Origin of the sequence: Paralcaligenes sp. KSB-10, assembly GCF_021266465.1 — a bacterium.
Lineage (GTDB): Bacteria > Pseudomonadota > Gammaproteobacteria > Burkholderiales > Burkholderiaceae_B.
Genome location: NZ_CP089848.1, coordinates 4,098,836 through 4,123,571, shown reverse-complemented (window position 1 = coordinate 4,123,571; position 24,736 = coordinate 4,098,836). Strand labels below are relative to the sequence as shown.

25 protein-coding genes are annotated in these 24,736 nt (G+C 59.5%); 11 read left to right on the top strand and 14 right to left on the bottom strand.

Going from position 1 to position 24,736, the window contains the following annotated elements; translation table 11 throughout:
* The first annotated feature begins 121 nt into the window (after positions 1–121).
* The 3 genes from LSG25_RS18875 (at position 122) to LSG25_RS18865 (ending at position 3,511) form a co-directional block, all read left to right on the top strand.
* Positions 122–1,249, top strand: a complete 1,128-nt coding sequence (locus tag LSG25_RS18875; protein ID WP_232742411.1) for a Fic family protein — start codon at positions 122–124, stop codon at positions 1,247–1,249.
* Positions 1,250–1,272: 23 nt separating this feature from the next.
* Complete coding sequence (locus tag LSG25_RS18870) at positions 1,273–2,283, top strand: virulence RhuM family protein (RefSeq protein ID WP_232742410.1); 1,011 nt, start codon at positions 1,273–1,275, stop codon at positions 2,281–2,283.
* A gap of 496 nt (positions 2,284–2,779) precedes the next feature.
* Positions 2,780–3,511 (top strand): spermidine synthase, encoded by a 732-nt coding sequence (locus LSG25_RS18865; RefSeq protein WP_232742409.1) that lies wholly within the window; start codon positions 2,780–2,782, stop codon positions 3,509–3,511.
* 48 nt (positions 3,512–3,559) lie between these two features.
* Here the strand turns inward: LSG25_RS18865 and LSG25_RS18860 are convergent, their stop codons facing one another.
* From LSG25_RS18860 to LSG25_RS18800, 13 genes are all read right to left on the bottom strand, one after another.
* Positions 3,560–3,709: a HipA domain-containing protein gene (locus tag LSG25_RS18860; RefSeq protein ID WP_370635918.1), complete on the bottom strand. Its 150-nt coding sequence runs from the start codon at positions 3,707–3,709 to the stop codon at positions 3,560–3,562.
* Positions 3,702–4,529: a siderophore-interacting protein gene (locus LSG25_RS18855; protein ID WP_232742408.1), complete on the bottom strand. Its 828-nt coding sequence runs from the start codon at positions 4,527–4,529 to the stop codon at positions 3,702–3,704. Before LSG25_RS18855 ends, LSG25_RS18860 begins: the two co-directional genes overlap by 8 nt.
* On the bottom strand, positions 4,522–5,256 hold the full coding sequence (locus LSG25_RS18850) for a PadR family transcriptional regulator (protein WP_232742407.1): 735 nt from the start codon (positions 5,254–5,256) through the stop codon (positions 4,522–4,524). Before LSG25_RS18850 ends, LSG25_RS18855 begins: the two co-directional genes overlap by 8 nt.
* A 149-nt stretch (positions 5,257–5,405) precedes the next feature.
* A complete protein-coding gene (locus LSG25_RS18845) occupies positions 5,406–6,326 on the bottom strand; it encodes an SMP-30/gluconolactonase/LRE family protein (protein ID WP_232742406.1) in 921 nt (306 codons plus the stop codon).
* Between the two features lie 46 nt (positions 6,327–6,372).
* Positions 6,373–7,233, bottom strand: a complete 861-nt coding sequence (locus LSG25_RS18840; protein ID WP_232742405.1) for a TauD/TfdA family dioxygenase — start codon at positions 7,231–7,233, stop codon at positions 6,373–6,375.
* Positions 7,234–7,265: 32 nt separating this feature from the next.
* A complete protein-coding gene (locus LSG25_RS18835) occupies positions 7,266–8,150 on the bottom strand; it encodes an ABC transporter permease (RefSeq protein WP_232742404.1) in 885 nt (294 codons plus the stop codon).
* A complete protein-coding gene (locus tag LSG25_RS18830) occupies positions 8,147–8,938 on the bottom strand; it encodes an ABC transporter ATP-binding protein (RefSeq protein WP_232744766.1) in 792 nt (263 codons plus the stop codon). Before LSG25_RS18830 ends, LSG25_RS18835 begins: the two co-directional genes overlap by 4 nt.
* Before the next feature lie 28 nt (positions 8,939–8,966).
* On the bottom strand, positions 8,967–9,497 hold the full coding sequence (locus tag LSG25_RS18825) for a 3-isopropylmalate dehydratase (protein WP_232742403.1): 531 nt from the start codon (positions 9,495–9,497) through the stop codon (positions 8,967–8,969).
* A 7-nt stretch (positions 9,498–9,504) separates the two neighbouring features.
* On the bottom strand, positions 9,505–10,767 hold the full coding sequence (locus LSG25_RS18820) for an aconitase/3-isopropylmalate dehydratase large subunit family protein (protein ID WP_232742402.1): 1,263 nt from the start codon (positions 10,765–10,767) through the stop codon (positions 9,505–9,507).
* Positions 10,768–10,770: 3 nt separating this feature from the next.
* Positions 10,771–11,652 (bottom strand): oxaloacetate decarboxylase, encoded by an 882-nt coding sequence (locus tag LSG25_RS18815; RefSeq protein ID WP_232742401.1) that lies wholly within the window; start codon positions 11,650–11,652, stop codon positions 10,771–10,773.
* A gap of 30 nt (positions 11,653–11,682) precedes the next feature.
* Positions 11,683–12,753: an ABC transporter substrate-binding protein gene (locus tag LSG25_RS18810; protein WP_232744765.1), complete on the bottom strand. Its 1,071-nt coding sequence runs from the start codon at positions 12,751–12,753 to the stop codon at positions 11,683–11,685.
* A 50-nt stretch (positions 12,754–12,803) separates the two neighbouring features.
* The gene (locus tag LSG25_RS18805; protein WP_232742400.1) at positions 12,804–13,967 is read right to left on the bottom strand and encodes an acyl-CoA dehydrogenase family protein; all 1,164 of its coding nucleotides are present in this window, start codon (positions 13,965–13,967) and stop codon (positions 12,804–12,806) included.
* A 20-nt stretch (positions 13,968–13,987) separates the two neighbouring features.
* Positions 13,988–15,238 (bottom strand): CaiB/BaiF CoA-transferase family protein, encoded by a 1,251-nt coding sequence (locus tag LSG25_RS18800; protein WP_232742399.1) that lies wholly within the window; start codon positions 15,236–15,238, stop codon positions 13,988–13,990.
* Positions 15,239–15,373: 135 nt separating this feature from the next.
* On the opposite strand from LSG25_RS18800, the gene LSG25_RS18795 reads away from it, so the two are divergent.
* Together LSG25_RS18795 and LSG25_RS18790 are read left to right on the top strand one after the other, a co-directional pair.
* On the top strand, positions 15,374–16,225 hold the full coding sequence (locus LSG25_RS18795; RefSeq protein WP_232742398.1) for an IclR family transcriptional regulator: 852 nt from the start codon (positions 15,374–15,376) through the stop codon (positions 16,223–16,225).
* A gap of 236 nt (positions 16,226–16,461) precedes the next feature.
* Complete coding sequence (locus tag LSG25_RS18790; protein ID WP_232742397.1) at positions 16,462–18,030, top strand: ABC transporter substrate-binding protein; 1,569 nt, start codon at positions 16,462–16,464, stop codon at positions 18,028–18,030.
* An 11-nt stretch (positions 18,031–18,041) separates the two neighbouring features.
* Here the strand turns inward: LSG25_RS18790 and LSG25_RS18785 are convergent, their stop codons facing one another.
* Entirely contained in the window at positions 18,042–18,959 is a 918-nt protein-coding gene (locus LSG25_RS18785) for a LysR substrate-binding domain-containing protein (RefSeq protein ID WP_232742396.1), read from the bottom strand.
* Between the two features lie 22 nt (positions 18,960–18,981).
* On the opposite strand from LSG25_RS18785, the gene LSG25_RS18780 reads away from it, so the two are divergent.
* From LSG25_RS18780 to LSG25_RS18755, 6 genes are read left to right on the top strand one after another with little or no spacing between them, the layout of a single operon-like run.
* On the top strand, positions 18,982–20,115 hold the full coding sequence (locus LSG25_RS18780; RefSeq protein WP_232742395.1) for an FAD-binding oxidoreductase: 1,134 nt from the start codon (positions 18,982–18,984) through the stop codon (positions 20,113–20,115).
* Complete coding sequence (locus LSG25_RS18775; protein ID WP_232744764.1) at positions 20,096–20,389, top strand: (2Fe-2S)-binding protein; 294 nt, start codon at positions 20,096–20,098, stop codon at positions 20,387–20,389. The genes LSG25_RS18780 and LSG25_RS18775 overlap by 20 nt, the downstream gene beginning before the upstream one ends.
* Positions 20,386–21,786, top strand: a complete 1,401-nt coding sequence (locus LSG25_RS18770; RefSeq protein ID WP_232742394.1) for an NAD(P)/FAD-dependent oxidoreductase — start codon at positions 20,386–20,388, stop codon at positions 21,784–21,786. Before LSG25_RS18775 ends, LSG25_RS18770 begins: the two co-directional genes overlap by 4 nt.
* Positions 21,783–22,925, top strand: a complete 1,143-nt coding sequence (locus LSG25_RS18765) for an FAD-binding oxidoreductase (RefSeq protein WP_232742393.1) — start codon at positions 21,783–21,785, stop codon at positions 22,923–22,925. Before LSG25_RS18770 ends, LSG25_RS18765 begins: the two co-directional genes overlap by 4 nt.
* The gene (locus LSG25_RS18760; RefSeq protein WP_232742392.1) at positions 22,922–23,863 is read left to right on the top strand and encodes an ABC transporter permease; all 942 of its coding nucleotides are present in this window, start codon (positions 22,922–22,924) and stop codon (positions 23,861–23,863) included. The genes LSG25_RS18765 and LSG25_RS18760 overlap by 4 nt, the downstream gene beginning before the upstream one ends.
* Positions 23,860–24,735: an ABC transporter permease gene (locus LSG25_RS18755; protein ID WP_232742391.1), complete on the top strand. Its 876-nt coding sequence runs from the start codon at positions 23,860–23,862 to the stop codon at positions 24,733–24,735. Before LSG25_RS18760 ends, LSG25_RS18755 begins: the two co-directional genes overlap by 4 nt.
* Position 24,736: the final 1 nt, after the last annotated feature.

Genomic DNA, 24,736 nt, shown 5'->3' with positions numbered 1-24,736 from the left:
CTAATAGAAGGGATAGTAACTTGCCCGAATCCAAGTTGCACTGAATAGCATCCCCTGGCGTTAGCATTGAAGGAGACACGCAGCAATTGACAGTCAGGCGAAAACACCCCATAATCACCGCATGAACTACGGTGAATATATCTGGCAATCGCCGCATTGGCCAAACTGGCAGTACGACCTTGCCGCCCTGGCTGAACCCTTGGCGGCGGTTAGCCGCGCCCAAGGACTGCTACTCGGTCGCTTGGCAGACGTGGGCATGGCCTTGCGTGCCGAAGCCAGCCTGTCTGCACTCACCCAAGATGTCGTCCAAACAAGCGCTATCGAAGGCGAAACACTGAATGTAGCTTCTGTTCGATCCTCGGTCGCTCGTCGCCTGGGCATAGACATCGGTGCTCTGGCCCCTGTAGATCGTCACGTCGAGGGCGTAGTAGATATGGTACTGGACGCAACCAGCCATGCGACCACCCCGCTAACTGCTGAGCGCCTGTTCGGCTGGCACGCCGCATTGTTTCCGACCGGCTATTCAGGCATGAGCCACATTCACGTCGGCACTTGGCGCGACGACTCCACCGGTCCCATGCAAGTAATTTCTGGCTCCATTGGTCGTGAGAAAGTTCATTTTGAAGCGCCACCGGCCAAACACCTGTCTGCAGAGATGGAGCGCTTCCTGGCTTGGCTGAATAACACCAACGTCAAAGAACCCACCCTACTGCGTGCCGGCTTGGGACACTTATGGTTCGTCACGCTACACCCATTAGATGACGGCAATGGACGGGTTGCCCGTGCCATAGGCGACCTACTCCTGGCACGGGCTGACGGAAGTACGCAGCGGTTCTATAGTCTCTCCGCGCAAATTCAGCGGGAACGCAAAGCCTATTACGACATTCTTGAACGCACGCAAAAGGGCGACATGGATGTGACTGGCTGGCTGGAATGGTTCCTGACAACTTTGCTAAAAGCAGTCGAACAAGCACATGGCACCCTGGATCAAGTGCTGGCCAAGGCGAAGTTCTGGCAACAGGCTGCGATTATTCCGATGAATGAGCGCCAAATTAAGGTGCTGAATCGGCTACTTGATGGCTTTGAAGGGAAGCTGACAACCAGCAAGTGGGCTGCGATTGCCAAGTGTTCGCAAGACACAGCACTTCGCGACATTACTGAGTTAGTGCAGTACGACGTGCTTCAGAAAACTGCCGCCGGTGGGCGAAGCACGAACTACGAAGTACGTCATTACGGTTTTCAGCGATGAAAAAAAGCCAAAGGGAACAGGGCATGAGTGAATTGATTCTGTACACCAGCGAAGACGGCCAAACCCGGCTTCACCTTCGGGTGGAGACTGAGACGATCTGGTTGAGTCAGTTGGAAATCGCCGAACTGTTTCAGACCACCAAGCAGAATGTCTCCCTGCATGCAAAAAACATATTTGAGGACAATGAGTTAGCCCCTGAGGCAACTGTCAAGGAATCCTTGACAGTTCAGTCTGAGGGTGGCCGGCAGGTCAAGCGGAAGATTACTTACTACAACCTCGACCTGATCCTGGCTCTCGGTTACCGCGTGCGTTCGCCTCGTGGCGTGCAGTTCCGCCAGTGGGCCAGCACCCACCTCAAGGAGTTTTTGCGCAAGGGTTTCGTGATGGATGACGAGCGCCTGAAAAACCCCGGCGGCTGGGATTACTTCGATGAACTGCTAGAACGGATCCGGGACATACGGGCCTCGGAGAAGCGCTTTTACCAGAAGGTTCGTGATCTATTCTCGCTCAGTTCTGACTACCGGGCTCGCGAGCGGGAAACGGCGCTGTTCTTTGCCGAGGTACAGAACAAGCTGCTCTATGCTACCACTGCTCACACCGCCGCCGAGCTGATTCTGAAACGCTCTGATCCCAGCCAGCCCAATATGGCATTGACCAGCTGGAGTGGCTCGCGGGTGCGCAAACAGGATGTCATCGTCGCCAAAAACTACCTGACAGCTGATGAGATAGACACACTGAATAGGTTGGTGGTGATCTTCCTTGAGCAAGCCGAGTTGCGAATCAAGCAGCAGAAGGAACTGACCTTGGACTTCTGGCGTAACAACATCGACAGGATGCTGGCTTTCAACGACCAGGCCGTCCTTGACGGTGCCGGCTCAGCTAGCCGCGAGAACATGGAAAAGATTGCTCGTGAGCGTTATGAGGTCTTCGATCAGCAGCGGCGTATTGCGGAAGCCAAGGCAGCGGATGCTACGGATTTGAAGGAAATCGAACAGCTGGAACAAGACCTTAAACACAAGAGTAAAAAGCACTGACAGGTATCATCCATCAGCGCTTGAAGGTCGCCGCGATTGTCGCGCAACTACTAAGGATTTCTTAGTAGTTCGAAAAGAAGGCCAACGTCAGGTTCGACGCCGCATCAAGCACTACAACCTGGATGGCGCCCATTAACCAACAGCGCGTCACAGAGATGACTGTACTGAACTGTACCTCTGCACCCTATTTCGGTACAGTACAGGTACACACATCAGTTCTTTCGGTTTTTACGAAATTACGCTAACCTGCTGATTTATAATTATTTTTAACTATATAAATCTACGCTCACTTTCACCCCGCTTCCCTACGAAAACGCCTTCGCACGCCAACTAAAAATCCCCCGCCGCAATACACACTTAACGCTGTTTCCTACCACAAAGGCCGTTGACCTCTTGTAAGCTCAAAGCCGTCAACCCCCACAACGCATCCCGGCAACACAACGCCGACCACAGGAATTGGCGACAATACCATCCTCCCATTCCCACCAATAAGACCATGCTGAACATCCTGGAAAACGATGGCGTGCGCACCCTGCATTTTGGCTCTCCCACCGTACAAGGCGCCATGCGCATCGATCACCCGGACGACATTGAACTGGAATATGTCCAGCAAATGATGATGTGGTTGCTGTTTCGCGGCAACGTCGCGCGCATTGTCCAGCTTGGCCTTGGCGCAGCGGCGCTAACAAAATTCTGCTACCACCGCCTGGCGCCGGCCACGGTCACCGCGGTCGAGCTTGATCCCGACGTCGTCGATATCTGCCGCACCCACTTCGCGCTGCCGCCCGACAATGAGCGCCTAAGCGTATTGAACATGAATGCCTTGGATTATGTGACGGACTTTTCCCGTCGCCGTTCAATCGACATTCTGCAAGTTGATTTGTACGACGCGCAAGCGAAAGGCCCGCTACTGAGCACTGATGCCTTCTATGCGGCATGCGCCAACTGCCTGACCGCCAAGGGCATGATGACTGTGAACTTGTACTGCGACTGGCCGGATCACCTGCACCATATCCAGATGATGGAAAAGTCCTTCGAGGCAGTGGCGTGGCTGCCTGAAGTACACGACGGCAACATGGTGGCGATCGCATTCAAGCAGCCACCCTCCGTAGATTTTGACGACCTCTATGCACGCGCTGTGGAAATACACGCGACGCTAGGCCTTCCGGCAGAAACCTGGGTTACCGGCCTGCATGGCTGGATGAGCCAGGACATGGAACACTCTTGACGACTGCTACATATTTGGCGCATCCGCCACGGATGGTCAAACCCCAGATCACTCATAACATGCCACACTCAGCAGGTCATAATGCGGAGCAAGCTCAATGCCCCCTTTCAATATCAGAAAGCTCAGATTTTTCAGATGAGCATCGCTATTGGCAACCTGCATTGCAGGCCAATATCCGACAAAGGCTTTTTCAATCATCAATCGTTTCATGCACAGCGTCAACACCTCGCTTCCAGTAGCTGGCTGCGCGAATACGTTTCTTGTCGATGCCGCGTTCGTCGCACAGCACCTGGCGCGCGGCGCGGATCAGGCTCGATTCTCCGGCCGCCCACACATACCCTTCCCCCTCGGGCATGGCGATCTCGCGCAGGGCTGCCAACAAGCCAGCGCCGGGAAACTCGGCTTCGCTGCGAAAGCGCCACTCCGCACTAAGATCCGCCTTTGTGTCGAATGGGATCCGAGCATCCGGCTGCCCAACTTCCATCAGCGCAATAACCCGCGTCCCCGCCGGCAATTCCTCGACACGCCGCGCAATCGCGGGCAGTGCCGTTTCATCCCCAATCAGCATATGCCAGTCAAAACTGGTCGGAATAATCATCGACCCACGTGGCCCGCCTATGCCCAGATACTGCCCCACCCGAGCTTGTGCAGCCCAGTGTGTGGCAGGCCCCGTGCCGTGCAGCGCGAACTCGATATCCAGCTCCCCCGCATCGGCGTCGTAGCGGCGCGGCGTGAAATCGCGTGACACCGGCCTGGGCTCCTGCGCGGAAAAAATCGGACCATTCGGCCCAAACACCGGCATAAGCGGTTTGTCTTCCCCGGGCACAGGAAAGAACACTTTCACATGGTCGTCGAACGACGCCGACTCGAACCCCTCAAGATCCGCGCCCGCCACGGTAACACGCAGCAAATGCGGCGTGACAGACTGCACACGCGTCGCCCGCAGCAAGCGCGCCTTCAGCGCATGCCGCACGCGCACGACGCTCAAATCCGGCTGCTGTATAGTCATGTCATTCATCGCGGTTGCCCTCCCGTGCAGGCGCGGCCACCGACTCTATCTCCGCCGTGGCTCGGGCAAGAATGCCCGCAAGCCGCCGCTGCTCTTCCGCCGAGGCGTTATCACGCAGCAGCAGCGCATGCTTCAGCGCACGCCGTGCCTGTGTGAACGCCGGCAACCATCCCCCAGGGTTGTCCGACGCATCGTCCGAACCGCTGTCGCCCGCAAAGGCACGCCGCACCGAATCCATCTTGCGCGCAAAGTGCCCCAGCTTCGCGAACATCAAATCGACCCGCTCGCGATTCGCCGCCAGATACGCCTGGCCCACCGCGGCCAGCGCATAGCGCTTGCGGTTGCCCTGCGCCTCCACGGTCACATAGTCCAGTTCTTCCATATGCGTGAGCGCCGGATACACCATGCCGGCGCTAGGGGTGTAAAAGCCGTTGGAACGCACTTCCAGTGCCTTGATCAATTCGTAGCCGTGACGCGGCTCTTCCGCCAGCAAGGCGAGCAGCAGCAACTGCAGATCGTCGGAAGTGAACTTGCGCCCGCGCGGCATGCGCCCGTCGCCCGAACCGAAACCGAAGTCGGCGCCGCCAAACGGACCACCGCCGCGCGGACCGTGGTGACCATGATGGCCGCGGCCTATGGCATGCCACAGCGCGTGCAGCGAAAAGCGATCGAGGGAAAGAAAACCGGCACCGCCGCCCTCGCGATCCGGCCGGGAATGGGAATGTTCGTATCTCATTTTGACTGTCCTTACATAAGATAATATATCGTACGATATATATCTTAAGATATAAAGTCAAGCGAAGTCATCCACGATGGTCTGCGCGCATTGCCTGCCCTCGATAAGGCGATACACGCTTGGTTAATCAACGAGGTAGCCCCACCCCATCAATTCAACCTCAACCCCGGCACCGGCCAATCATCAATGGCAATCAGGCGCCCCGAGGCACTCAAGGTCACGTACAGCGTCCTCATATCGGGTCCGCCGAAGCACATATTGGTTGGATAACGGTCTGGCAAAGGCAGGTGTTTGCAGATCAGCCCGTCGGGGGAGATGATGGTGATGCCGCCGTGCAGCAGGGTTCCTATATACAAATTGCCCAGCACATCCACCGCCATGGAATCGAAACGCTGGTACTGGCCACCAGGCGCTGCCGCCACCAGTCGGCCTCCTTGCATCGATGGCCAGGGCTCGCGCCTGACGCATCCGGGGCTTTCTATGTCGAATGCCCACAGGCGCGCCCCTTCGGTTTCCGCATAGTACAGTGTGGCCCCGTCGGGAGACAGTGCCACGCCATTGGCCGTCATGACGGGATAGGCGACGGCCTTGGGTTCGGCCCGGATTCCCGGTGCGTAAAAGACACCGCCCCAATCCAGGTTATGCGGCCTGGCCTTGCCCAGATCGGTAAAATAAAATCCTCCATGCTTGTCGAAGACGATATCGTTGGGCCCTTTAAGCCTTTCGCCCTCGACCGCATCGAACAGGCGTTCCACTCGTTTGGTGGCGAGATCGACGCGCTCGATTCGGCCGCCCGAGTAGTCTGCCGGTTCATGCCCGGGGCGCAAGGTGCCGTCGTCCAAACTTGTAAATTGCATGCCGCCGTTATTGCATATGATGACGCTGCCGTCGGGCGCGAGCGCGGCCCCATTAGGGCCTCCTCCCAATTCCACAAGGCGCTGGACCTTTCCATCTGCCGACACCCGGGTAAGCGTGCCGCCCGCAATTTCCACCAAAAGAATGGATCCGTCGTCCATGGCGATCGGGCCTTCTGGAAAGTGCAGCCCCGAGGCAATTTCACGAATTTTCATGGCTGGCGGAAGCTTATCCAAAAAAGGTTGAAGTCGGCGATTGGGCTCAAGCGGCTTGGACCAGGCGTCCAGACGGACTGCCCTTCAGTGTGGTTCGATGCATGGTGCGCCTTTCAGAATCGTCGTAGTCGGCCAGCGCGATATGCATTACACAGCGGTTGTCCCATAACACGGAGTCGCCTTTACGCCAGACGTGGCGATAAACGTTTTCATGCACGGTGCTTTGCCGATACAGGTATTCCAGGATAGGTTGGCTCTCTTCCCTGGTCAAGCCATCGATCTGGGAAGTGGTCATCTCGCTGACGTATAGCGCTTTTTTCCCTGTAGCTTCATGAATTCGACAGATGGGCTGATAGACACGGGGATTCCGCAGACGGATTTCTTCCAGTTCTGCATGCGTACGCTGTAGCTGCGTCTCGCGGGCGATGGTCATGTCGTGGATCGCGTCCCTGCCGGACAGCCATTCCTGCAACAAGGGCGACAGCCCGTCCCAGGCACGGTACATATTGCAGAACATGGTGTCCCCGCCGACCATGGGCAACTGGATCGCGTGCAGCAGCGACCCTTTGGCTGGCCGCAGGGTCGTGGAAAGATCCGAATGCCATTGGCGCCCGACGGACAGCCGCTTGTTGGTCGCCGCTTCGCGGTTGTTGACCATCAGTATCTCCGGGTGCTCGGCATGGCGAAATTTCGGGATGGCCGCATGGTCGTCCAGTTCGCCGAAATACCGGCTGAACGCAATTTGCTGCGTCGGCGTCAAGGATTGGTCCCGGAACAATAGAATCAGGTGTTCGGACCAGGCGGCAAGCAGCGCGGCGATGGTGTCGCCATCCAGTGTTTGCGTAAGATCCAGCCCTATGACTTCCGCTCCGAGTGCGGAGCCCAGTTTACGTACTTTGAAGCTCATACTTTCCCTCCCTAATAAAATCCGCGGATTGTTCAGGTGCCTGGAATCTTGTTCTGATCGGCCCAGAACAGCAGCTTTTGCTGCAGCCAGCGCATGATCAAGTGCAGTGTGATCCCTATGCTGGAAAGGCAAACCAGCACAGCGAAAACACCCGCGGTATCCAGGTTGATATTCATCTGCATGATCAGGTTCCCCAGCCCTTGCCGCGACCCCACGAACTCACCGACAATCGCGCCAAGCAGGCTGAAGATCACCGCGACCTGAAGCCCGGCGAAGATCATGGGCAAGGCGCTGGGCAGCATCACCATCTTGAAGATCTGCCAGCGAGAGGCCCGCAGCGAACGCATCAGTTCGATCCGTTGCGGGTCGGTGGAACGCAATCCGGCAATCACGTTCACCAGAATAGGGAAGAAGGCGATGATTCCCGCAATAATCACTTTGGATGAAATGCCAAAGCCGAACCAGATAATGAACAAGGGCGCGATAGCCACTTTGGGTGTGGTTTGAATCGCAATCAAATACGGGTAAATGACCCGCTCCATGAATCGCGATTGCGCAATGACACTGCCCAGGAATATGGCCAGCACGGAAGCACCCAGAAAGCCCAGAAATGCCTCGCCCAGGGTTACCAGGCCATTGGAAATAAAGAGTCCACTCGAAATCCCCCTGACCAATGACTGCCAGATGGCCGATGGCGCCGGCACGACATAGATGGGTATTTTGAGCAGTCTTACGGTTGCCTCCCAGCCGCCGACGACCACCACAAATAAAAGCGGTATGCACACCCATTCGAGCCAATTGCCACGACCACGCGGGTCGTCGGACGGCAAGGGCTCCAATGCCGCTTGTTGCGCTTGCTTGTTCACGGGTTCTCCTTGCGGAACACGGGTGTGCTTGGGTACGCTGGCGCCGCTCATTCGATAGCTCCATGTGAATTGAAGTGACGGCGTATGCGGCGAGTATAGGTGCCGAAGACATCGCTTGCGACAATATCCAGTGTGCGGTCATCGTCGAGGTCGACCTCGACAATCTCTGCGATTTGCCCTGGCCGGTTGGATAGCACCAGGACGCGGGTTCCCAGGAAAACCGCTTCTGGAATGGAATGGGTCACAAAAATCACGGTTTTCCCAGCTTCAGCCCATAAGCGTCGAATTTCAACGTTCATGTTTTCCCGGGTCATCGCATCGAGCGCGCCGAAGGGTTCGTCCATCAGCAGCGTGGAAGGCTCGTGCATCAGCGCCCGGGCAATGGCGACGCGCTGCTGCATGCCGCCCGACAGCTCATTCGGGTATTTGGCATGAAAATCGCCCAAACCCACCATGGACAAAAGGTCCAGGGCGCGAGCCTTGCTGCGGGTGGGGTCCTGCTTGTTTACCGCGGCCGGCAGCATTACGTTCTCGACCGCGGTTCTCCAGGGCAGGAGCACGGGCGATTGAAAGACCACACCGATGTCCTGCTGCGGGCCGAAGATCGCCTGGCCACGTATCCGAATGCTGCCCGAGCTTCGTTCTATGAGCCCGGCCAAAAGCCTGAGCAAGGTGGACTTTCCGCATCCGGACGGACCGACTATGGTCAGGAATTCCTTTTCGTGGATATCCAGCGTTATGGGGCCCAGCGCCCGGATGCTGCCGCCGTCCTGCGATCGATAGGATTTCTCCAGGCCTTCGATCTGAATCAGGGGCGTGGCTTGTGCCGGGTTTGGCATGGAGGCGACAGCGTGTCGATCTTTGATGTCAGGAATCATGCGAGGCTTCCATTGAGGCGGAGCGGGTGTGGCTCGTGCTTAAATAGCCCAAGCCGCCGCCGGCTTGAACGATCTGCAACAAAAAGGCCGGGAGGGGCGCTACCTCAACCTGCCGGTTGCGGCTCAGGTTGCTGATTTGGCCGGTCTCGAAATCGACACGCATCCGGTCTCCATCGTCGAACATTGTCAAAGCCTCATCGCCTATTTCCAGCAGCGGAACCCCGCAGTAAATGGCCAGGCGAAAAGGTGGGCGCAAAAGCCTGTGCGCCACCAATCCCAGCCCCATTGCTTTCATGGCCAGGAAGGGATGCGTATGCTGGCTGCCATGCGCAAATCGCTTGCCGGCGACGATGAGGTCCCCCTCCTTGGCTTCCTGCGCAAAGGCGGGGCGCAGCTCCGCCAGCAGGTGTTTGCGCAGCTGCTGGGGGTCGTACTCGAACACATGGCGCGCCGAGATCAGCTCGTCGCTGGAAACATCGGCGTCCAGTTTCCAGCATCGTCCTTCGTAAACTAGATTCATGCCCGGTCTATCCATGAGAAGAAAGGAAGGTGCGCACATCCGTGATGTGCCCGGTAAGCGCCGAAGCCGCGACGGTCAGGGCGCTTGCAAGATAGATGTTTGCGTCGGGGCTGCCCATTCGGCCGCGATCATTCCGCGTGCTTGTGCTGATGCGGACTTCGCCCGCGCCCAGCTGTGCCAGCCCGCCAAAGCATGGCCCGCAGGTGGACGGCGCCAACTGGGCGCCCGCGCGCATCAAGATACTCAGAGTGCCGTCCTGCATGGCCTGTTCATGTATCTTGCGTGTGGCGGGGATGATCAGGAGCTGGACTTCGGGATGAACGCGACGCCCGTCCAGCAATCGGGCGGCCTCCTGCAGCTCGACCAGGCTGCCGGAAGCACAGCTGCCTATATAGGCGTGGTCGATCCGCACCGCTTCCAGCTCCGTCACATCGCGAACCTGCGTGGGCGAGGGCGGAATGCTTACCTGCGGCGCCAGGCGGTTGGCGTCGATGTAGATCTCGTGGTGCACCGGCGCCGCGCTATCGCCCGCGAGTATTGCCGCATCGCTCACGCCCAACGCGCGCAAGGCCCGCACAGCGGCGGCGTCGGCCGGCACAATGCCCGTTTCCGCGCCGCAATCGATACTCAGGCCGGCGATCGTCATGCGCTCGGGAATGGACAGGGTGGGAATCGTATCGCCCACATATTCAATGACCCTGTAGTTCGCCATCTCTTCATCGATCTGTTTCAGCGCCGCCAATACAATGTCGCGCGCGCCGACGCCGGCCGGAAGCACTCCGTTCACCTGTACCCGCACGGTGCCCGGAACGCGAATCCAGATGTCGCCGCGGGCCATGGGCATGGTCACTTCCATGCCGAAGGGTATGGCCAGCGCACCGGTTCCGCCGATGCCCGAAGTATGCGTGTCCGCCCCGACGACGAACATCCCGGGAGACACCAGGCCGCGTTCGACAACGAGCGGATGCGTGATGCCCTCTCCGTCGAAAAAATGACCCACCCGGCACGACTCGGCCAACTGCCGGGTCAGGCGATTTCGCTCGGCGCCGGCCTGACTGTGCACCGGCACTTCATGGTCGATGGCCACGACGATGCGCTCGGGATAGGCAAACTTTGTTATGCCTATATCCCTCAAGCGCTTCACATAGGCGGGAAATGACACTTCGGGAACCGTGACCAGGTCTGGCTTGGCCCAGATAATTTCACCCTCTTCCACGACGGCTTTTCCACTTGCCCGTGCAAGGATTTTTTGCGCCAGCGACATTGCCATGGTTTACCCCGCCTTCGCAAGCACTTGCGATTCGAATTCAGCGTAGCGCCTGGCGCCGAGAAAATCAGAGAGCTGGGACAGGGGAAGCATGGCATCGACAAATGACGCCGTACTGCCGCGCTGCTTCAACTCGGACAGGATCGCGCGTTGCACGTGAACGATGGCCTGGATGAGCGAAATCGAGTACAACACCATGCCCAGCCCCGTCGATTCAAGTTGCGACTGGGTATAAAGCGGCCGCACGGTTTCCGCTACCGTATGCAGGACGGGTACCGGGGATGCCTGAACGACGCGCTCGATGTCCTCCAAAGAAGATAGCGAAGGCACCATGACCGCATCCACGCCGCTATCCGCCATGCTTTTGCATCGCCGGATGGCCTCCGGCAAGCCGGCGATGGTCAATGCATCGGTTCGTCCGATGATCAGCATTTCGCCGCGGGCGGCAATGGCGGCGCGCAGGCGCTGGGACATTTCCTCGTCCGAAACCAGGGACTTTGACGCCATCGCGCCGCAGCGCTTGGGGTTGAGCTGGTCTTCCAGATGCAGCGCAGCGACTCCTGCGCGCTCATAGGCTTTTACGGTCTCGGCGATGTTGCTGATGCCCCCGTACCCGGTGTCCGCATCCGCCACCACCGGCAGGGATACTATTTCGGCGATAGCCCCGGCATGCGCAGCCATTTGAGTTCCGCTGATCAAGCCGATATCGGGCTTGCCGTGGCTTGCGGCCACGGAATACCCCGACAGCGAGACAGCCTCGAAGCCCGCCTCCGCGATCAGTAACGCCCCCAAAGGGTCATGACAGCCAGGGGCCGGAACAGCGGATCGGCTTTCCAGCAGTGCCCTCAGGCGCGCCATGGGCGTCGGCGTTGCAGTTCGATTGTGCATAGACTGGACCTCTTCCGGAAGACCGCGGGATCACTTCCCCAGCGATGCCGCTTGTTGCTGGATAGACTGCGGATCAAACTTGTTGATGGCGGGAACAAACTGGTTGGTATACAGCGTTTCGGGGTCCAGCTCACCTTTCAGACGCTTGTTGGCACGCATGAAATCCACCATCACCTTTGCCGCCTTGGGAGGAAATTCACCCCAGCGCATGCCGGGCTCAAGCCGAAGGAATTCACTGCGAACCTTGATCAGATTGAGTGCCTGCTTCATGGCCTCCGCATCGCTCAGATTCGTCGGCTTGCTGCTGGGATAGACCTTCCAGTGCGCCTTGACCGCGCCTTCGGGATTGGCCAGCACCAGTGCGGAGCCTTCTGCCACGCAGCGCAGCACTTTCTCAATGACTTCCGGGTGACTTTTGACGTAGTCGTCTCGCACAAAGTAGGAACCGCCAAAAACCAGTTTCTCGGCTTCCGGGGTGGTGAAGCGGCGCAGCTTGATGCCCATGTTCTCCGCCGTTGCAATCTGCGAATCCCAGGTACCCCATACATCCACCCTGCCGCTGGTCAACGCCGCTATGGCTTGCGCGCCTGCACCGGTTTCCACAAAGGTAACATCTTTATTGGGATCCAGGCCGGCCTCCGCAAGCATGCCCTTGATGATCTCCACCAACTGCGCACCATAGGAAATCACGCCTATCGTCTTGCCCTTGAAGTCTTGAATGGATTTGATGGAGCTGGACGCGAGTACAACCGGAAACTGGAAGTTGCGGCGCATGTTCAGGTATACCGCCTTGATGGGCGCGCCTTTGGCCCGAGCGAGGATTGCGGCGCCCGGCCCCATGTTCACGAACTGTGCCTGACCCGAGAGCACGGCTTGCATGGCTGAGGACGAGTTGGTCGGCTGGATCGTCACATCCAGGCCTTCGCGTTGCCAACAGCCCGTGTAGATGGGAACAGAGGTATTGTTCGCCTGCGAGGCGTCTATGACGCTGGTGCCGATGGCGATGGTGACTTTAGTCCGCTCTGGAGCGGCCACCGCACTGCCGGCAATCAAGGCTGCCGCCAGCGCCACACATGCTGCGGGATTCCATTTTAAATTCATCACGATTTGTCTCCTTTTGTGTTTGTAAATTCAATCGCGCCGTCAATCTGCTAAAGCGGGGTGCTTGCATCCGCCCATTGGCTGAAGCGGCGCCCCACCAGCCAACCTGCAATCATTGTTCGGTGGATATCCAGCGGGCCGCCGGCAATCGAATAGCCGCGTACATATCGATAGCGGCGCTCGACGCCAAGGTCTTTGAGGTAGCCCGCGCCGCCCATTAACTGGATGGCTTCGTCCGAAACGCTCTTGGCCGTCTCATTGCCGAATACCTTGACCATCGACGACTCTTGCGCATCGGGCCAGCCCTCGCTTATACCCAATGCGTGATACAGCATCAGCCGAGCGGCCTGGATCTGGATCGCCATGTTTGCCAGCCGCATTTGCACAGCCTGGAAGGAAACAAGGCTTCTACCGAATTGTTCGCGGTGCGACACATGTTCCAGGGCCATGTCATAGGCACCGATGGCCGTTCCCAGAACCAGCGCCGTGCCGCCGCAGCGCTCCAGGTTGTAGCAATTGGTCAGTTCGGCAAACCCGCCTTCACCAACGAGCAGATTGCCGGCCGGTACTTCGCAATCCTCGAACAGCAGGTCCGCCTGGTAGCTTCCGGCCATATTCTCGCTGAGCCGGTCAATGGAAAATCCCGGGGTGCCGCGTTCGACAAGTATGGCGCCTATGCCTTTCGCGCGAGGCGCGTTGCTGACACGGCAATAAATAATGAAGAGTCCCGCATTGGGGACATTGGACACGTAGTGCTTGCGCCCATTGATGACAATGCGCTCACCCATGGCCGCGCGCGTCGTCAAGGCTGTCGAGGCAGTGCCCGCGCCGGGCTCGGTGATGCCGATGGCAACCGTGTACTTGCCGGCGCAGATTTCCGGCAAGTAGCGCCTGCGATGCTCTTCCGTGCCAAACGCGTAGATGTAATAGGCCTGGCCCAGGCTGGCCGCCGACATAAAACCGGCGGCATCCAGACTATGGCGAGCCATTTCTTCTATGCACATGGCCGCATCCAGGTGAGGCAGGCCTATGCCGCCATAGGTCTCGGGAATATCGAGCCCGAGCATGCCGGCCGATCCCAGCGCCGCCAATAATCTGGAGCCGTAGTCGGGATCATTCCTTGCTCTTTGCTCCAAGGGAAGCACTTCGCGTTGGGCAAAGCGTTTAACCTGTTCAACAAGCGCCTGTTGCTGCTCGGTGAGGCGAATAGTCATTAGATATCCTCTTTAACCTATTAAAGTGTTGATGCGTCTGTAGCCGATGGGCGGCGACCTATGACGCCCGTGCCGGCCAGCCGGGTGAGATCTTCCGCCGAATAACAAAGCAGTCCGCCCAGCACTTCGTCTGTGTGTTCGCCCAGCAGGGGCGGCCTGATATAGGTGTCGATTGGGTCGTGCGTAAACCGGATCGGATTCGCAATGACATCGAGCGGGCCACGGCCATCGTCGCGCACTGGCGCGCGCAATGTTCGGGCAGCAACTTGCGGGTCGGCAAAGGTCTGTGCCATGTTGTTGATGGCACCTGCCGGGATGTCCGCCGCCACCAGTGCCTGCAGGCATTCCGCCGCGTTGCGCTCGGCAAAATGCGCCTCCAGAATCGGAATCAGGGTGTCGCGGTTTCGGATACGCATGACGCCGGCCGAGAAGCGATCGTCGCTGGCCCATTCCGGGCAGCCCAGCGCCTGGCAAAATCGGACGAACTGCGCATCGTTGCCCACGGTGAGCATGATCGAGCCATCGCGGCACTTGAAGACCTGGGATGGCACACCGCCGTTACCCGAGTTGCCTCGGCGGGGAAGCATCTGCCCGGAGATAAGATAATGCATGGCGTAATGCGACATGGTGGCCACCGTCGAATCCAGCAGCGCGAGATCGATGTAATCGCCCTGGCCGCCGTTATGCGCACGTGCGTGCAAGGCCGCAACAATCGCCACATCGGCATACAAGCTTGTAATGACATCGGTAATGGAAAGGCCCGTGCGCAGAGGCCCGCCCGCCGGATGCTCGTCCGGGTAGCCGATGCTGCTCATCAAGCCCCCCATGGACTGGAAGATCGCGTCGTAGCCGGGGCGCCTGGCGTATGGGCCGGACTGGCCGAAACCGGTCAACGAGCAATAGACAAGCCCAGGGTTCTGCGCCGACAGGCTTGCATAATCCAGGCCGTGGCGCGCCAGCGTGCCGACACGAAAGTTTTCAATGACGACGTCTGATTTGGCCACCAACTGCTGCACGATACGGCTACCCTCAGGCTTGGAAAAATCCACGGCCACCGAGCGTTTGTTGCGATTCGCCGCCAGGAAAAACGCTGTTCCGCCTTCGTCTTCCTCCCCCAGAAAGGGCGGCCCATAGCGACGGGCCTCATCGCCCGTGCCTGGCTGCTCGATCTTGATCACCTCGGCACCCAGGTCGGCGAGCATCTGACCGGCCAGGGGGCCAGCCAGCACCCTGCTCATGTCAATAATGCGAACACCGTCCAACTTACCCATTGTCTTGCCTCCACGCATTCTTTGTCGGCCCGATCGCGCCGCGCCTTCTTTGATGAGGGAAGTTTCAATCCAACGGAGGCCCTTGTCAAATGTTATTCTTATATGAGATTATAAAATTCTCCATAGAAAATAAATATGACTAAATCTGAGATATTCGAAGGAGCGGGCCCCCTGGCCCGCACGCCGCAAGACCTGGATCTTGCCGCTGGAAAGGTGGTGGGCGCGGCCTTTCAGGCCACACGGCTCATGACCTACGCGGCCAACTGCCACGTGCCCTGGAGTGCCGCGGACGCCGCGCGCGAACTTGGCCTCAACCCCAGCACCTGCTTCAATCTGGTTCAAACCCTGCTTGCGGTGGGATGGATAGCGGGCGCCGATCTTATCGGCCCGGGAAAGCGTTATGTTCTGGGCAGCAGTTTTGTGAACCTGGCGCACCGGACAGCCTCGCGAACGGTCGATCTGCGCGAAGTTATGCCGCGTTTGCAGGGGTACGCCGATCGCTGGAAAGTCACCGCGACGATCTGGCAGCGGCAATCCTTGACGCGCATGGAATTGGTTGCCGTTGCCAGCTGCCACACAGCCGTGAATGTTCAAATGCCCATAGGCCAGCGTTTACCCATACTGATGGGAGGAATGGGACGCGTGCTGGCTCTGCAGAGCGGCCTGGAAGACGCCACGCGCGAAGCCATCTTCAATGAATTGCGATGGGATCGATCACTGACATTCGCCCAGTTCATGGCACAAGCCAGGAAAGCAAAGCGCGTAGGCTGGGGGCTGGACGAGGGGTATATGAACAGGTCGGTAACAGCATTGGCCGTTCCTGTTTCGTCCAATGCGGATCGAATCGTGGAATATGTGTGCAGTGCAACCATGTTCCGCCATCAGTACGCCACGGCGGTCTTGCCATCGTTGGCAAATGCCTTGATGCCTATTGCGAGTGGCGTATCGGAAATCGTTTATGGCAATCAGGTAGCGGGGGTTGACTGAAGCGTGAATACAGGCGAATCCAGCTTTCCAAACTAGGATTAACCCTAAATTCCCAGCAATCGTCCCCCTAAGTAAAAACCCTTAAATTTTTCATCGCCTCCTGCCACAAAGTCCTCAATCCACCTACTCTATAACCTTTTTGAATACGGTATGTAAATAAAGGACTTTGACTCATATTCTCCCCGAATCTAGCATGTGCCACTACAGCACTAAACCAACTGGATCGAGGAGACATCATGAAGCTGAATCTACTGCCCGCCCTGGCCCTGGTCGCGCTTGGCCTCTGCACCGTGCCGCCGGCACCGGCCCACGCGCAGGACACTCAACGCCCCACGCTGCGCATCAGCTCCGGCGCGGCCGATAACGCCACGCTTGACCCGCATCGCGCCACCTCCACCCATGACAAGGGCGTGGTCAGCCAGATGTTCAATGCGCTGGTTCGCTTCCCGCCCGGCAGCGCCGATCCCACCAAACTCGAACCGGACCTGGCCGAAAGCTGGGACGTGTCGGACAACAGCAAGGTCTGGACCTTTCACTTACGCAAGGGCGTGCAGTTCCACGGCGGCTATGGCGAACTGACCGCCGCGGACGTGGTTTACTCCCTGGAGCGCGCCGCCGACCCAAAGCGTTCGAGCTTTGCATCGACTTTCGTCGGCGTAGACAGGGTTGAAGCCCTGGACGACTACACGGTGCGCATCACCCTGAAGTACCCCGACGCACGCTTCCTGGGCCGCGTATCGAACTACCACGGCGGCAATATCGTCAGCAAGAAGGCCGCCGAAAAGCTGGGCACCAAGTTCGGTGCCTCGCCCATAGGCACGGGCCCCTTTGCTTTCAGCGAGCATGTTACCCAGCAGTATGTGAAGCTGCTTGCCAACGACAAGTACTACCGGGGCAAGCCGAAGGTTGCGGGCATCCTATACCGCATGATTCCCTCGGACAGCGCCCGCGAACTGGCATTCGACTCGGGCGAGGTGGATATTATCCAGGGCAAGCGCGAACAACGGTGGGTAGAGCGCGCACGCAAGCGTGGCTATGATGTTGATATTTTTGAACCGGCCGAATTCCGCATTCTGCACCTGAACCGCCACTTCAAGCCGCTGGATAATCTCAAGGTGCGCCAGGCCATCGCAGCCGCCGTCGATGTCGACCAAATCGTGAAGTATGCGGGCAAGGATGTTGCGACCAAGGGCTGCTCCGTGGTGCCCGAAGGGTACCTGGGTCATGACTGCAGCGCGGGTACCTATGTGCACGATGTAGCCAAAGCCAAGAAGTTGCTGGCCGAGGCGGGTTACCCCAACGGCATCGAACTCAAGTCTATAGTCTCGAACATTTCAGCCCAGCAGCCCATCATGGAAATCGTGCAGGCGCAACTGGCTGAAGCGGGCATCAAGCTGAATATGGAAGTGGTGGACCACGCCACCTACCAAGCGCGCAGCCGCAAAGACCAAAGCGCCATCGTCTTCTATGGCGCGGCCCGATTCCCGAACGCCGACGCCTATTTGTCCGAGTTCTTCGACTCCGCGTCGGAAATAGGTTCGCCCACCGCCATGTCGAACTTCTCGCACTGTTCGGTTGCCGATACAAGCATACGCGCCGCCCGTATCGAACCCGATCCGGCCAAGCAGCTTGCGCTTTGGAAGGACGCCCAGCGCAAGATTCATGACGATGTCTGCGGCATTCCACTGTTTGGCCTGAAGCAGGTGTGGCTTCATTCCGCCAAAGTGCACTACGGCTATGACCTGAAGGGTTCGCTGAATCTGGCGCCGCCCATCACCGAAAAGACCACGTTCGAGTCCAAGTAAGCGGAAAGCCATCACACATTATGGAACGACTCATCCGATACCTGTTGTGCCACGCTCCGGGCCACGTTCATGAAAGACTCGACCAGGTTTGCATTGCGGGTGCCTCGCCCGCGGCACAACTGAAAAGTGGCCACGATTTCCGGATCGAAACGCCGCAGAACAATGCGTTTGCCTACCCATTCCGCAAACAAAGGATGGACCAGCGACGCACCCAGGCCCGCCGCCACAAACTCGCACACCGTGGGCGCCGTCACGGCATTGAGCACGAGATTCAGGTGCGCCCCCTCGGCGCTGAAAATCTGCCTCACCAGTTTGTCTGTCAGGCTGCCAGACTCAAACGTGATGAAAGGAACGTTGTCCAGGTCGCTGGCGCGGATTACCCGCTTCTGCGTCAAGGCGTGATTCGGGGGCAGCGCGCAGAACAGAGGCGAAGAAAGCATGGGCTCCCGATCAATATAGGGGTTCTCGACAGCATTGCTGACCAAAGCCACGTCAATCTGTCTGGCTACCAGCCAGTCCGCCAGGAACTGCGAACTGCGTGCCTGTATGGACACATGGACGCCGGGATTGACCTTGAGAAAGTCCATGGTGACACGGCGCACGAACGAACCAGACAGTGCAGGCATAACGCCTATGCGCAGCTGTCTCTGCTCATCGCGGCGAATGGAATCCACCGCCACTTCGATCTGATTCAGACCGACAAATATACGGTCGATTTCTTCATACAAACGCATGCCGTGGGGCGTAGGCGCCAGCTTGCCTTTGACGCGCTCGAACAGGGCCAGGCCGGTGGCCTCTTCGAGTTTCATCAGCAGCTTGCTGACCGCGGGCTGAGACACGAACAAGGCTTCCGCCGCGCGATTGACCGTACCGTATTCGATCACGGCTTTGAAAGCCTCGACCTGGCGCAGGTTCAATGATTTTTTCATACACCCATCCAAAAGTACGCGAATGACCAAACTGGAATCTTATGACGTAATCGTAATTGGCGCCGGCATGGTGGGCGCGGCCATTGCCTACGGCCTGGCCGGGCGCGGCCGCAAAGTGCTGGTTCTGGACGGCGCCGATACCGACTACCGGGCTGCCAAGGCCAATTTCGGCTTGATCTGGGTACAGGGCAAAGGCCAGAATGCCCCCGCCTACCAGAAATTGTCGCGCCGCTCGGCACAGCTATGGCCCGGGTTTGCCCAAAGCCTGGAACAGGAAACCGGCATGGCCCTGGATTACGAAAGCCGGGGAGGCCTGCACTTCTGCCTGGGTGAACAGGATTGGACTGAACGCCAGGCCAGGTTGGACACCTGGCATGCGCAGGCCGCGGACGAACCACCCTGTACCCGCATGCTGGACCGGAATCAATTGCAGGCCATATTGCCCGGTGTGCGCCTGGGCCCCGATGTAAGCGGCGCAAGCCTGGGGCAGGCCGACGGCCACGTCAACCCTCTAAAGCTTCTCGCCGCGCTTCATCAAGGCTTGATGCTGCGCGGCGCAACAATCCTGGGTAACCGCCCTGCAACGGGTATCACAGCGCTGACGGGCGGCGGCTTCTCCGTCGCGGCCGGAGGTGAATGTTATGAAGGCGCGCAAATAATCATTGCCGCGGGACTGGGCTCCGCGAGCCTGGGCCGCATGGTGGGCCTGGATGTCCCTCTGCGCCCCCAGCGTGGCCAGCTCCTGGTCACCGAGCGCTTGCGTCCGTTGCTTCCCTTGCCGGCCAGCGGCCTGCGGCAGACAGCGGAAGGCACGGTCATGATAGGCGTGACCCAGGAAAATGTCGGCTACGACTTGCATACGACCTCCAGTGCCGCAACACGTTTGGCCCACAACGCCCTGCGCATACTACCCGACCTTACGCAGGCGCGCCTGGTGCGCCATTGGGCCTGCCTGCGCATCCTGACGCCGGACGGCTGCCCCGTCTATGCCGGCTCTGTTTCCCATCCCGGCGCCTGGATAGCGGTTTGCCATTCCGGCGTAACCCTGGCCGCGTTTCATGCGGGCCCTCTTTCGGACTGCCTGCGCGATTCGACCTTAACCGCCAATCTGGATTTCTTTCACCATGAGCGATTCGATGTTTCGACAACTGCCTGATTCCGGCGCGCAAGCGCTCACCCTTTATATCGATGGCCTGGCCGTCAAGGCACGCCCCGGCGAAACAGTCGCGGCCGTGATACTGCGCCAGGCTTCACCCGTAAGCCGTACGACGCCTGTGCTGGGCAATCCTCGCGCACCCTATTGCATGATGGGTGTGTGCTTCGAATGCCTGGCAATCGTGGACGGCGTAGCGTCAACCCAAACCTGCATGCTGCCCGTGCGCGAGGGCATGCGGGTTCAACGTCAACATGGCAAACGGAGCATCGCATGAACGAAAAGATCGACTTGCTTATTGTTGGCGCAGGCCCAGCCGGCATGCAAGCCGCGATCCAGGCCCGCGACCATGGCCTGAGCGTACTGGTGGCCGACGACCAGCCGGCCCCCGGCGGCCAGATTTGGCGTGCCGTGGAACGCGTTGCCGACCAGGCTACCGGCGCCATTCTCGGAGAAGAATATCGCGCGGGCGCGGCGGTGGCTCGCCGCTTCCGTGACTGTGGCGCGGACTACCGTCCCATGACCCAGGTATGGCAGATAGAACAGGGCTGGCATGCGTACATGACTCAGGGCGAGAAAGCGACCGTGGTGCAGGCGGACAATATTCTGCTGGCTACCGGCGCCCAGGAACGGCCCGCCCCCTTCCCGGGCTGGACCCTGCCTGGCGTCATGACCGTCGGGGCCGCGCAAATCCTGCTCAAGACATCGAACCAGGTTCCCGCGGACCCGGTATGGATTGCAGGCAGCGGCCCGCTGGTGCTGTTGTATATCAAGCAACTCCTCGAGGCGGGCGGCAGGGTAGCCGGCTGGCTGGATACGTCACCTGCGGACAGCAGGCGTCGAGGAATCCCGCATTTCCTGTCCGCCCTGCGCAACTGGCGCGACCTGCGCAAAGGCTACCGCTGGCTGCAGGCTATCCGGAAAGCGGGCGTTCCTGTCTATGCGGGCGTAGCTCAATTCCGCGCCGAAGGCGAAGGCCGTATGACAGAGATTGTCTTTTCCACCGGCAACGGCCCGGAACGACGCGTACCTGCCAAGCTGCTGCTGGTCCACGAAGGTGTGGTGCCCTCCATACATATGAGCAGTGCCATTGAATGCCAACACGCCTGGATGGACAGCCAACGCTGTTTTGCACCGCAAGTGGACGCCTGGGGCGCAACGAGCCAGCCGGGCATCTACGTAGCGGGCGATGGCGCCGGCATTGCCGGAGCGCGCGCGGCTGGCCTGCGCGGCCAGCTTGCGGGCCTTGCCATTGCAGCGCGTGCGGGCAAACTGAGCACGGCAAACGCCGATGCGCTCGCCGCGCCGCTACGCAAACAACTGCTGCGCGAACTGGCTGTGCGGCCCATGCTCGATGCCATGTATCCACCGCGCGCCAATACGGCATCGCCTTCCGACGACACCATAGTCTGCCGGTGCGAGGAGCTCACGGCCGGGGATATACGCGCCGCCGCGAAGCTGGGCCAGCCGGGACCGAACCAGATCAAATCCTTCACCCGCGCCGGCATGGGCCCCTGCCAGGGACGCCAATGCGGCTATACCATTGCCAATATTCTGGCCGAAGCCCAGCAGCGCCCGGTTCCAGAGGTGGGCTTCTATCGCATCCGTCCTCCGCTGAAGCCCCTGACGCTGGGCGAGCTGGCCTCCCTGACCGACGAGGCAGGCTCGCAATGACAGCCCCGATCTATGATGTCGCCGTCATCGGCGGCGGCCTGCATGGTTTGTCTTCGGCGCTGCACCTGAGCCGGGCCGGCAAGCGCGTGATCGTTCTCGAGCGCCACTGGTCGGGGCGCCATGCATCGGGAGCCACCGCGGCGGGCGTACGCACCTTGAACCGCGATCGCGGCGAACTGGATCTGTCCCTGGAAGCGATGGAAATGTGGCCCAGGCTGAACGAACTGGTGGGCGACGACTGTGGCTTTCATGCCAATGGGCAGGTCTGTGTGGCCGAAGACGAGGCCGCCCTGGCACAGCTGCAGGCACATGTCGATGCCCTGCGGCGCGATGGCTACACGCATGAAGAACTGCTTGGCCCGGATGAACTGCATCGCCTGCTGCCGGCGCTCAGTCCGCACTGCCGCGGCGCATCGATTGCGCGCCGCGATGGCGCCGCGGACCCGCACCGCGCATTGCGGGCTTTCCGCCTGGCGGCGCAAGCCGCCGGCGTCACCCTGCACGAGCATTGCGGCGTCAATGCCATCGAGCGGCGCGGCGCCGACTGGATGCTCATCACGGACAAAGGCAATTGGACGGTACCTGTCATCGTCAATGCCGCCGGGGCATGGTCGGCCCGCATCGCCGCCATGGTGGGGGATGATATTCCATTGCAGGCCAAATCATCGATGATGATGGTGAGCGAACGCCTGCAACCTTTTATCAAGCCCGTGGTGGCCATCGTTGGGCGCTCATTGTCATTCAAGCAGGCCGATCAAGGGACCCTGGTGATAGGCGGAGGCCTGCAAGGCATCCCCGACCTGGACAAGGAAACATCGACGGCCCGCATGCGCGTACTGGCCAAGGGTGCGCAAGCCGCCACGGATCTCTTTCCTGGTGTGAGGAATGTCCGTATCGTACGTGTGTGGGCCGGCCTGGAAGCTAAAACTGAAGATCTTCTGCCCATTGTTGGCCCTTCGCCGAATGCTCCTGGCGTGTTTCACGCTTTTGGTTTCTCCGGCCATGGGTTCCAGCTTGTGCCTATCGTCGGTGCGGTGCTGACCGACTTGATTGTACGCGGCAAAACCGACCGGGCCATAGCCGGGCTCGGCGCCCAGCGGCTGATGGGCACGCCGCCAATAAAGGAAGACACCCGATGATACGCTTTACCATCAAACGGCTGTTGCAAGCCATACCGACCTTGCTGGCCATGTTGACGGCCGTGTTCATTCTGGTGCGGCTGGTGCCGGGCGATCCCGCCGCGGTCATGCTCGGCGACCATGCAAGCGCCGAGGCGCTGCGGGCGCTGCGATTGCAATTGGGCCTGAACCTGCCCCTGCACGAGCAATACTTGAATTTCCTGGGCAATGTGCTGTCCGGCAACCTGGGGGTTTCAATGTCCACGGGCAGGCCTGTGCTGCAGGAAGTGGCGGCGGTGCTGCCCTGGACACTGCAACTGACGGCTTCGGCCATTCTGATAGGCACGATCCTGGGCCTTCCGCTGGGCGTGTGGGCGGCACTGCGGCGCAACGCATGGCCCGACTACCTGGGCCGCCTGTTGTCATTGACCGGACTCTCCTTCCCGGCCTTTGTCTCGGCCATCCTCATGCTGCTGGTCTTTGCCATTCAGCTCAAATGGTTCCCGGTCATCAGCCATGTCACGACAAACAGCTGGAAGGATCTGCTACTCAACCTCGCCTTGCCGGCGTTCAACCTGGGCTTGATCATGATGGCCTACGTCATGCGCGTAACGCGCTCGTCCATGCTCGGCGTGATGGGCGAGGATTACATCCGCACCGCGCGCGCCAAGGGAATACGCCCTTTGCGCCTGATCGTTCGCCACGGCTTGCGCAATGCGCTGATTCCCATCGTGACCGTGATTGGCCTGTATTTCGGGACACTGATCGGCAATTCCGTCCTGACCGAGATCGTGTTCAACCGCCCAGGCCTGGGCAAGTTGATCCTGGGCGCTCTGAACGTACGCGACTACACCCTACTGCAGGGCCTGATGATCGTGTTCGCCTCGTGCGTGATTTTCGTCAATCTTGCGACCGACCTGATATACGGGCTCGTCGACCCAAGGGTAAAGTATCAATGACTGCAATAGCTACCGCCGCCGCGCCGGCCGCGCCGCGCTCCAACGCCCTCTGGGCCGCACTGCGCCGCAACCGCCTATCCTGGATCGGGCTGGGCCTGCTGCTTGCCATTGTTCTGGTGGCAATTTTCGCGCCTTGGCTTGCTCCGCACGACCCGTTGAAACAGCATATTGTTTCCCGCCTGGAGCCCCCTTCTTCCGAGTTCTGGCTCGGCACCGACAGCTATGGTCGGGATGTGCTCTCGCGCATGATCTATGGCTCGCGCGTTTCACTCCTGGTGGGCTTTGTTGCCATCCTCATCGCCATGACCATAGGTTCCTGCCTGGGCGTCCTGGCCGGCTACCTGGGCGGCCTGTTCGATCGCCTGGTAATGGGCCTAGTGGACGTGCTTCTGTCCTTTCCCACTCTGGTGTTGGGCCTGATGGTGGCGGCGATGCTCGGCGCAAGCCTGGAAAACCTGATTATCGCGATTGCCATCACCGAAATAGCGCCGTTCGTGCGAGTGGCGCGCGCGCCAACCATCGCACTCAAGAACCGTGACTTCATCGAAGCGGGGCGTGCGCTGGGCTACGGCCCGCTGCGCCTCATGGGTGTGCATATCGTGCCCAACATGATTTCAGATGTCATCGTCCTGGGCTCGCTGTGGATGGCCTCGGCAATACGTACCGAAGCGTCATTGAGCTTCATCGGTTTGGGCGTACCACCTCCAACCGCGACCTGGGGCAGCATGATACGGGAAGGCTTCGAGCACATCCTGGATGCATGGTGGCTGACTGTATTCCCCAGCCTGGCGATCCTGCTGACAGTGCTGGCCTTGAACCTTCTGGGCGATGCCTTGCGCGACGCCATCGACCCCAAGCTACGTTCGGAGTAAA

Bases quoted from the DNA above. Each gene is read 5' to 3' on its own strand.
- LSG25_RS18760 (WP_232742392.1), top strand. From the start codon at position 22,922: ATGATACGCTTTACCATCAAACGGCTGTTGCAAGCCATACCGACCTTG.
- LSG25_RS18830 (WP_232744766.1), bottom strand. From the start codon at position 8,938: ATGCCAAACCCGGCACAAGCCACGCCCCTGATTCAGATCGAAGGCCTG.
- LSG25_RS18835 (WP_232742404.1), bottom strand. From the start codon at position 8,150: ATGAGCGGCGCCAGCGTACCCAAGCACACCCGTGTTCCGCAAGGAGAA.
- LSG25_RS18780 (WP_232742395.1), top strand. From the start codon at position 18,982: ATGACCAAACTGGAATCTTATGACGTAATCGTAATTGGCGCCGGCATG.
- LSG25_RS18795 (WP_232742398.1), top strand. From the start codon at position 15,374: ATGACTAAATCTGAGATATTCGAAGGAGCGGGCCCCCTGGCCCGCACG.
- LSG25_RS18765 (WP_232742393.1), top strand. From the start codon at position 21,783: ATGACAGCCCCGATCTATGATGTCGCCGTCATCGGCGGCGGCCTGCAT.
- LSG25_RS18870 (WP_232742410.1), top strand. From the start codon at position 1,273: ATGAGTGAATTGATTCTGTACACCAGCGAAGACGGCCAAACCCGGCTT.
- LSG25_RS18840 (WP_232742405.1), bottom strand. From the start codon at position 7,233: ATGAGCTTCAAAGTACGTAAACTGGGCTCCGCACTCGGAGCGGAAGTC.
- LSG25_RS18810 (WP_232744765.1), bottom strand. From the start codon at position 12,753: ATGAATTTAAAATGGAATCCCGCAGCATGTGTGGCGCTGGCGGCAGCC.
- LSG25_RS18865 (WP_232742409.1), top strand. From the start codon at position 2,780: ATGCTGAACATCCTGGAAAACGATGGCGTGCGCACCCTGCATTTTGGC.
- LSG25_RS18875 (WP_232742411.1), top strand. From the start codon at position 122: ATGAACTACGGTGAATATATCTGGCAATCGCCGCATTGGCCAAACTGG.
- LSG25_RS18805 (WP_232742400.1), bottom strand. From the start codon at position 13,967: ATGACTATTCGCCTCACCGAGCAGCAACAGGCGCTTGTTGAACAGGTT.
- LSG25_RS18855 (WP_232742408.1), bottom strand. From the start codon at position 4,529: ATGAATGACATGACTATACAGCAGCCGGATTTGAGCGTCGTGCGCGTG.
- LSG25_RS18775 (WP_232744764.1), top strand. From the start codon at position 20,096: ATGTTTCGACAACTGCCTGATTCCGGCGCGCAAGCGCTCACCCTTTAT.
- LSG25_RS18790 (WP_232742397.1), top strand. From the start codon at position 16,462: ATGAAGCTGAATCTACTGCCCGCCCTGGCCCTGGTCGCGCTTGGCCTC.
- LSG25_RS18755 (WP_232742391.1), top strand. From the start codon at position 23,860: ATGACTGCAATAGCTACCGCCGCCGCGCCGGCCGCGCCGCGCTCCAAC.
- LSG25_RS18785 (WP_232742396.1), bottom strand. From the start codon at position 18,959: ATGAAAAAATCATTGAACCTGCGCCAGGTCGAGGCTTTCAAAGCCGTG.
- LSG25_RS18815 (WP_232742401.1), bottom strand. From the start codon at position 11,652: ATGCACAATCGAACTGCAACGCCGACGCCCATGGCGCGCCTGAGGGCA.
- LSG25_RS18820 (WP_232742402.1), bottom strand. From the start codon at position 10,767: ATGGCAATGTCGCTGGCGCAAAAAATCCTTGCACGGGCAAGTGGAAAA.
- LSG25_RS18860 (WP_370635918.1), bottom strand. From the start codon at position 3,709: ATGATTGAAAAAGCCTTTGTCGGATATTGGCCTGCAATGCAGGTTGCC.
- LSG25_RS18770 (WP_232742394.1), top strand. From the start codon at position 20,386: ATGAACGAAAAGATCGACTTGCTTATTGTTGGCGCAGGCCCAGCCGGC.
- LSG25_RS18800 (WP_232742399.1), bottom strand. From the start codon at position 15,238: ATGGGTAAGTTGGACGGTGTTCGCATTATTGACATGAGCAGGGTGCTG.
- LSG25_RS18850 (WP_232742407.1), bottom strand. From the start codon at position 5,256: ATGAGATACGAACATTCCCATTCCCGGCCGGATCGCGAGGGCGGCGGT.
- LSG25_RS18845 (WP_232742406.1), bottom strand. From the start codon at position 6,326: ATGAAAATTCGTGAAATTGCCTCGGGGCTGCACTTTCCAGAAGGCCCG.
- LSG25_RS18825 (WP_232742403.1), bottom strand. From the start codon at position 9,497: ATGAATCTAGTTTACGAAGGACGATGCTGGAAACTGGACGCCGATGTT.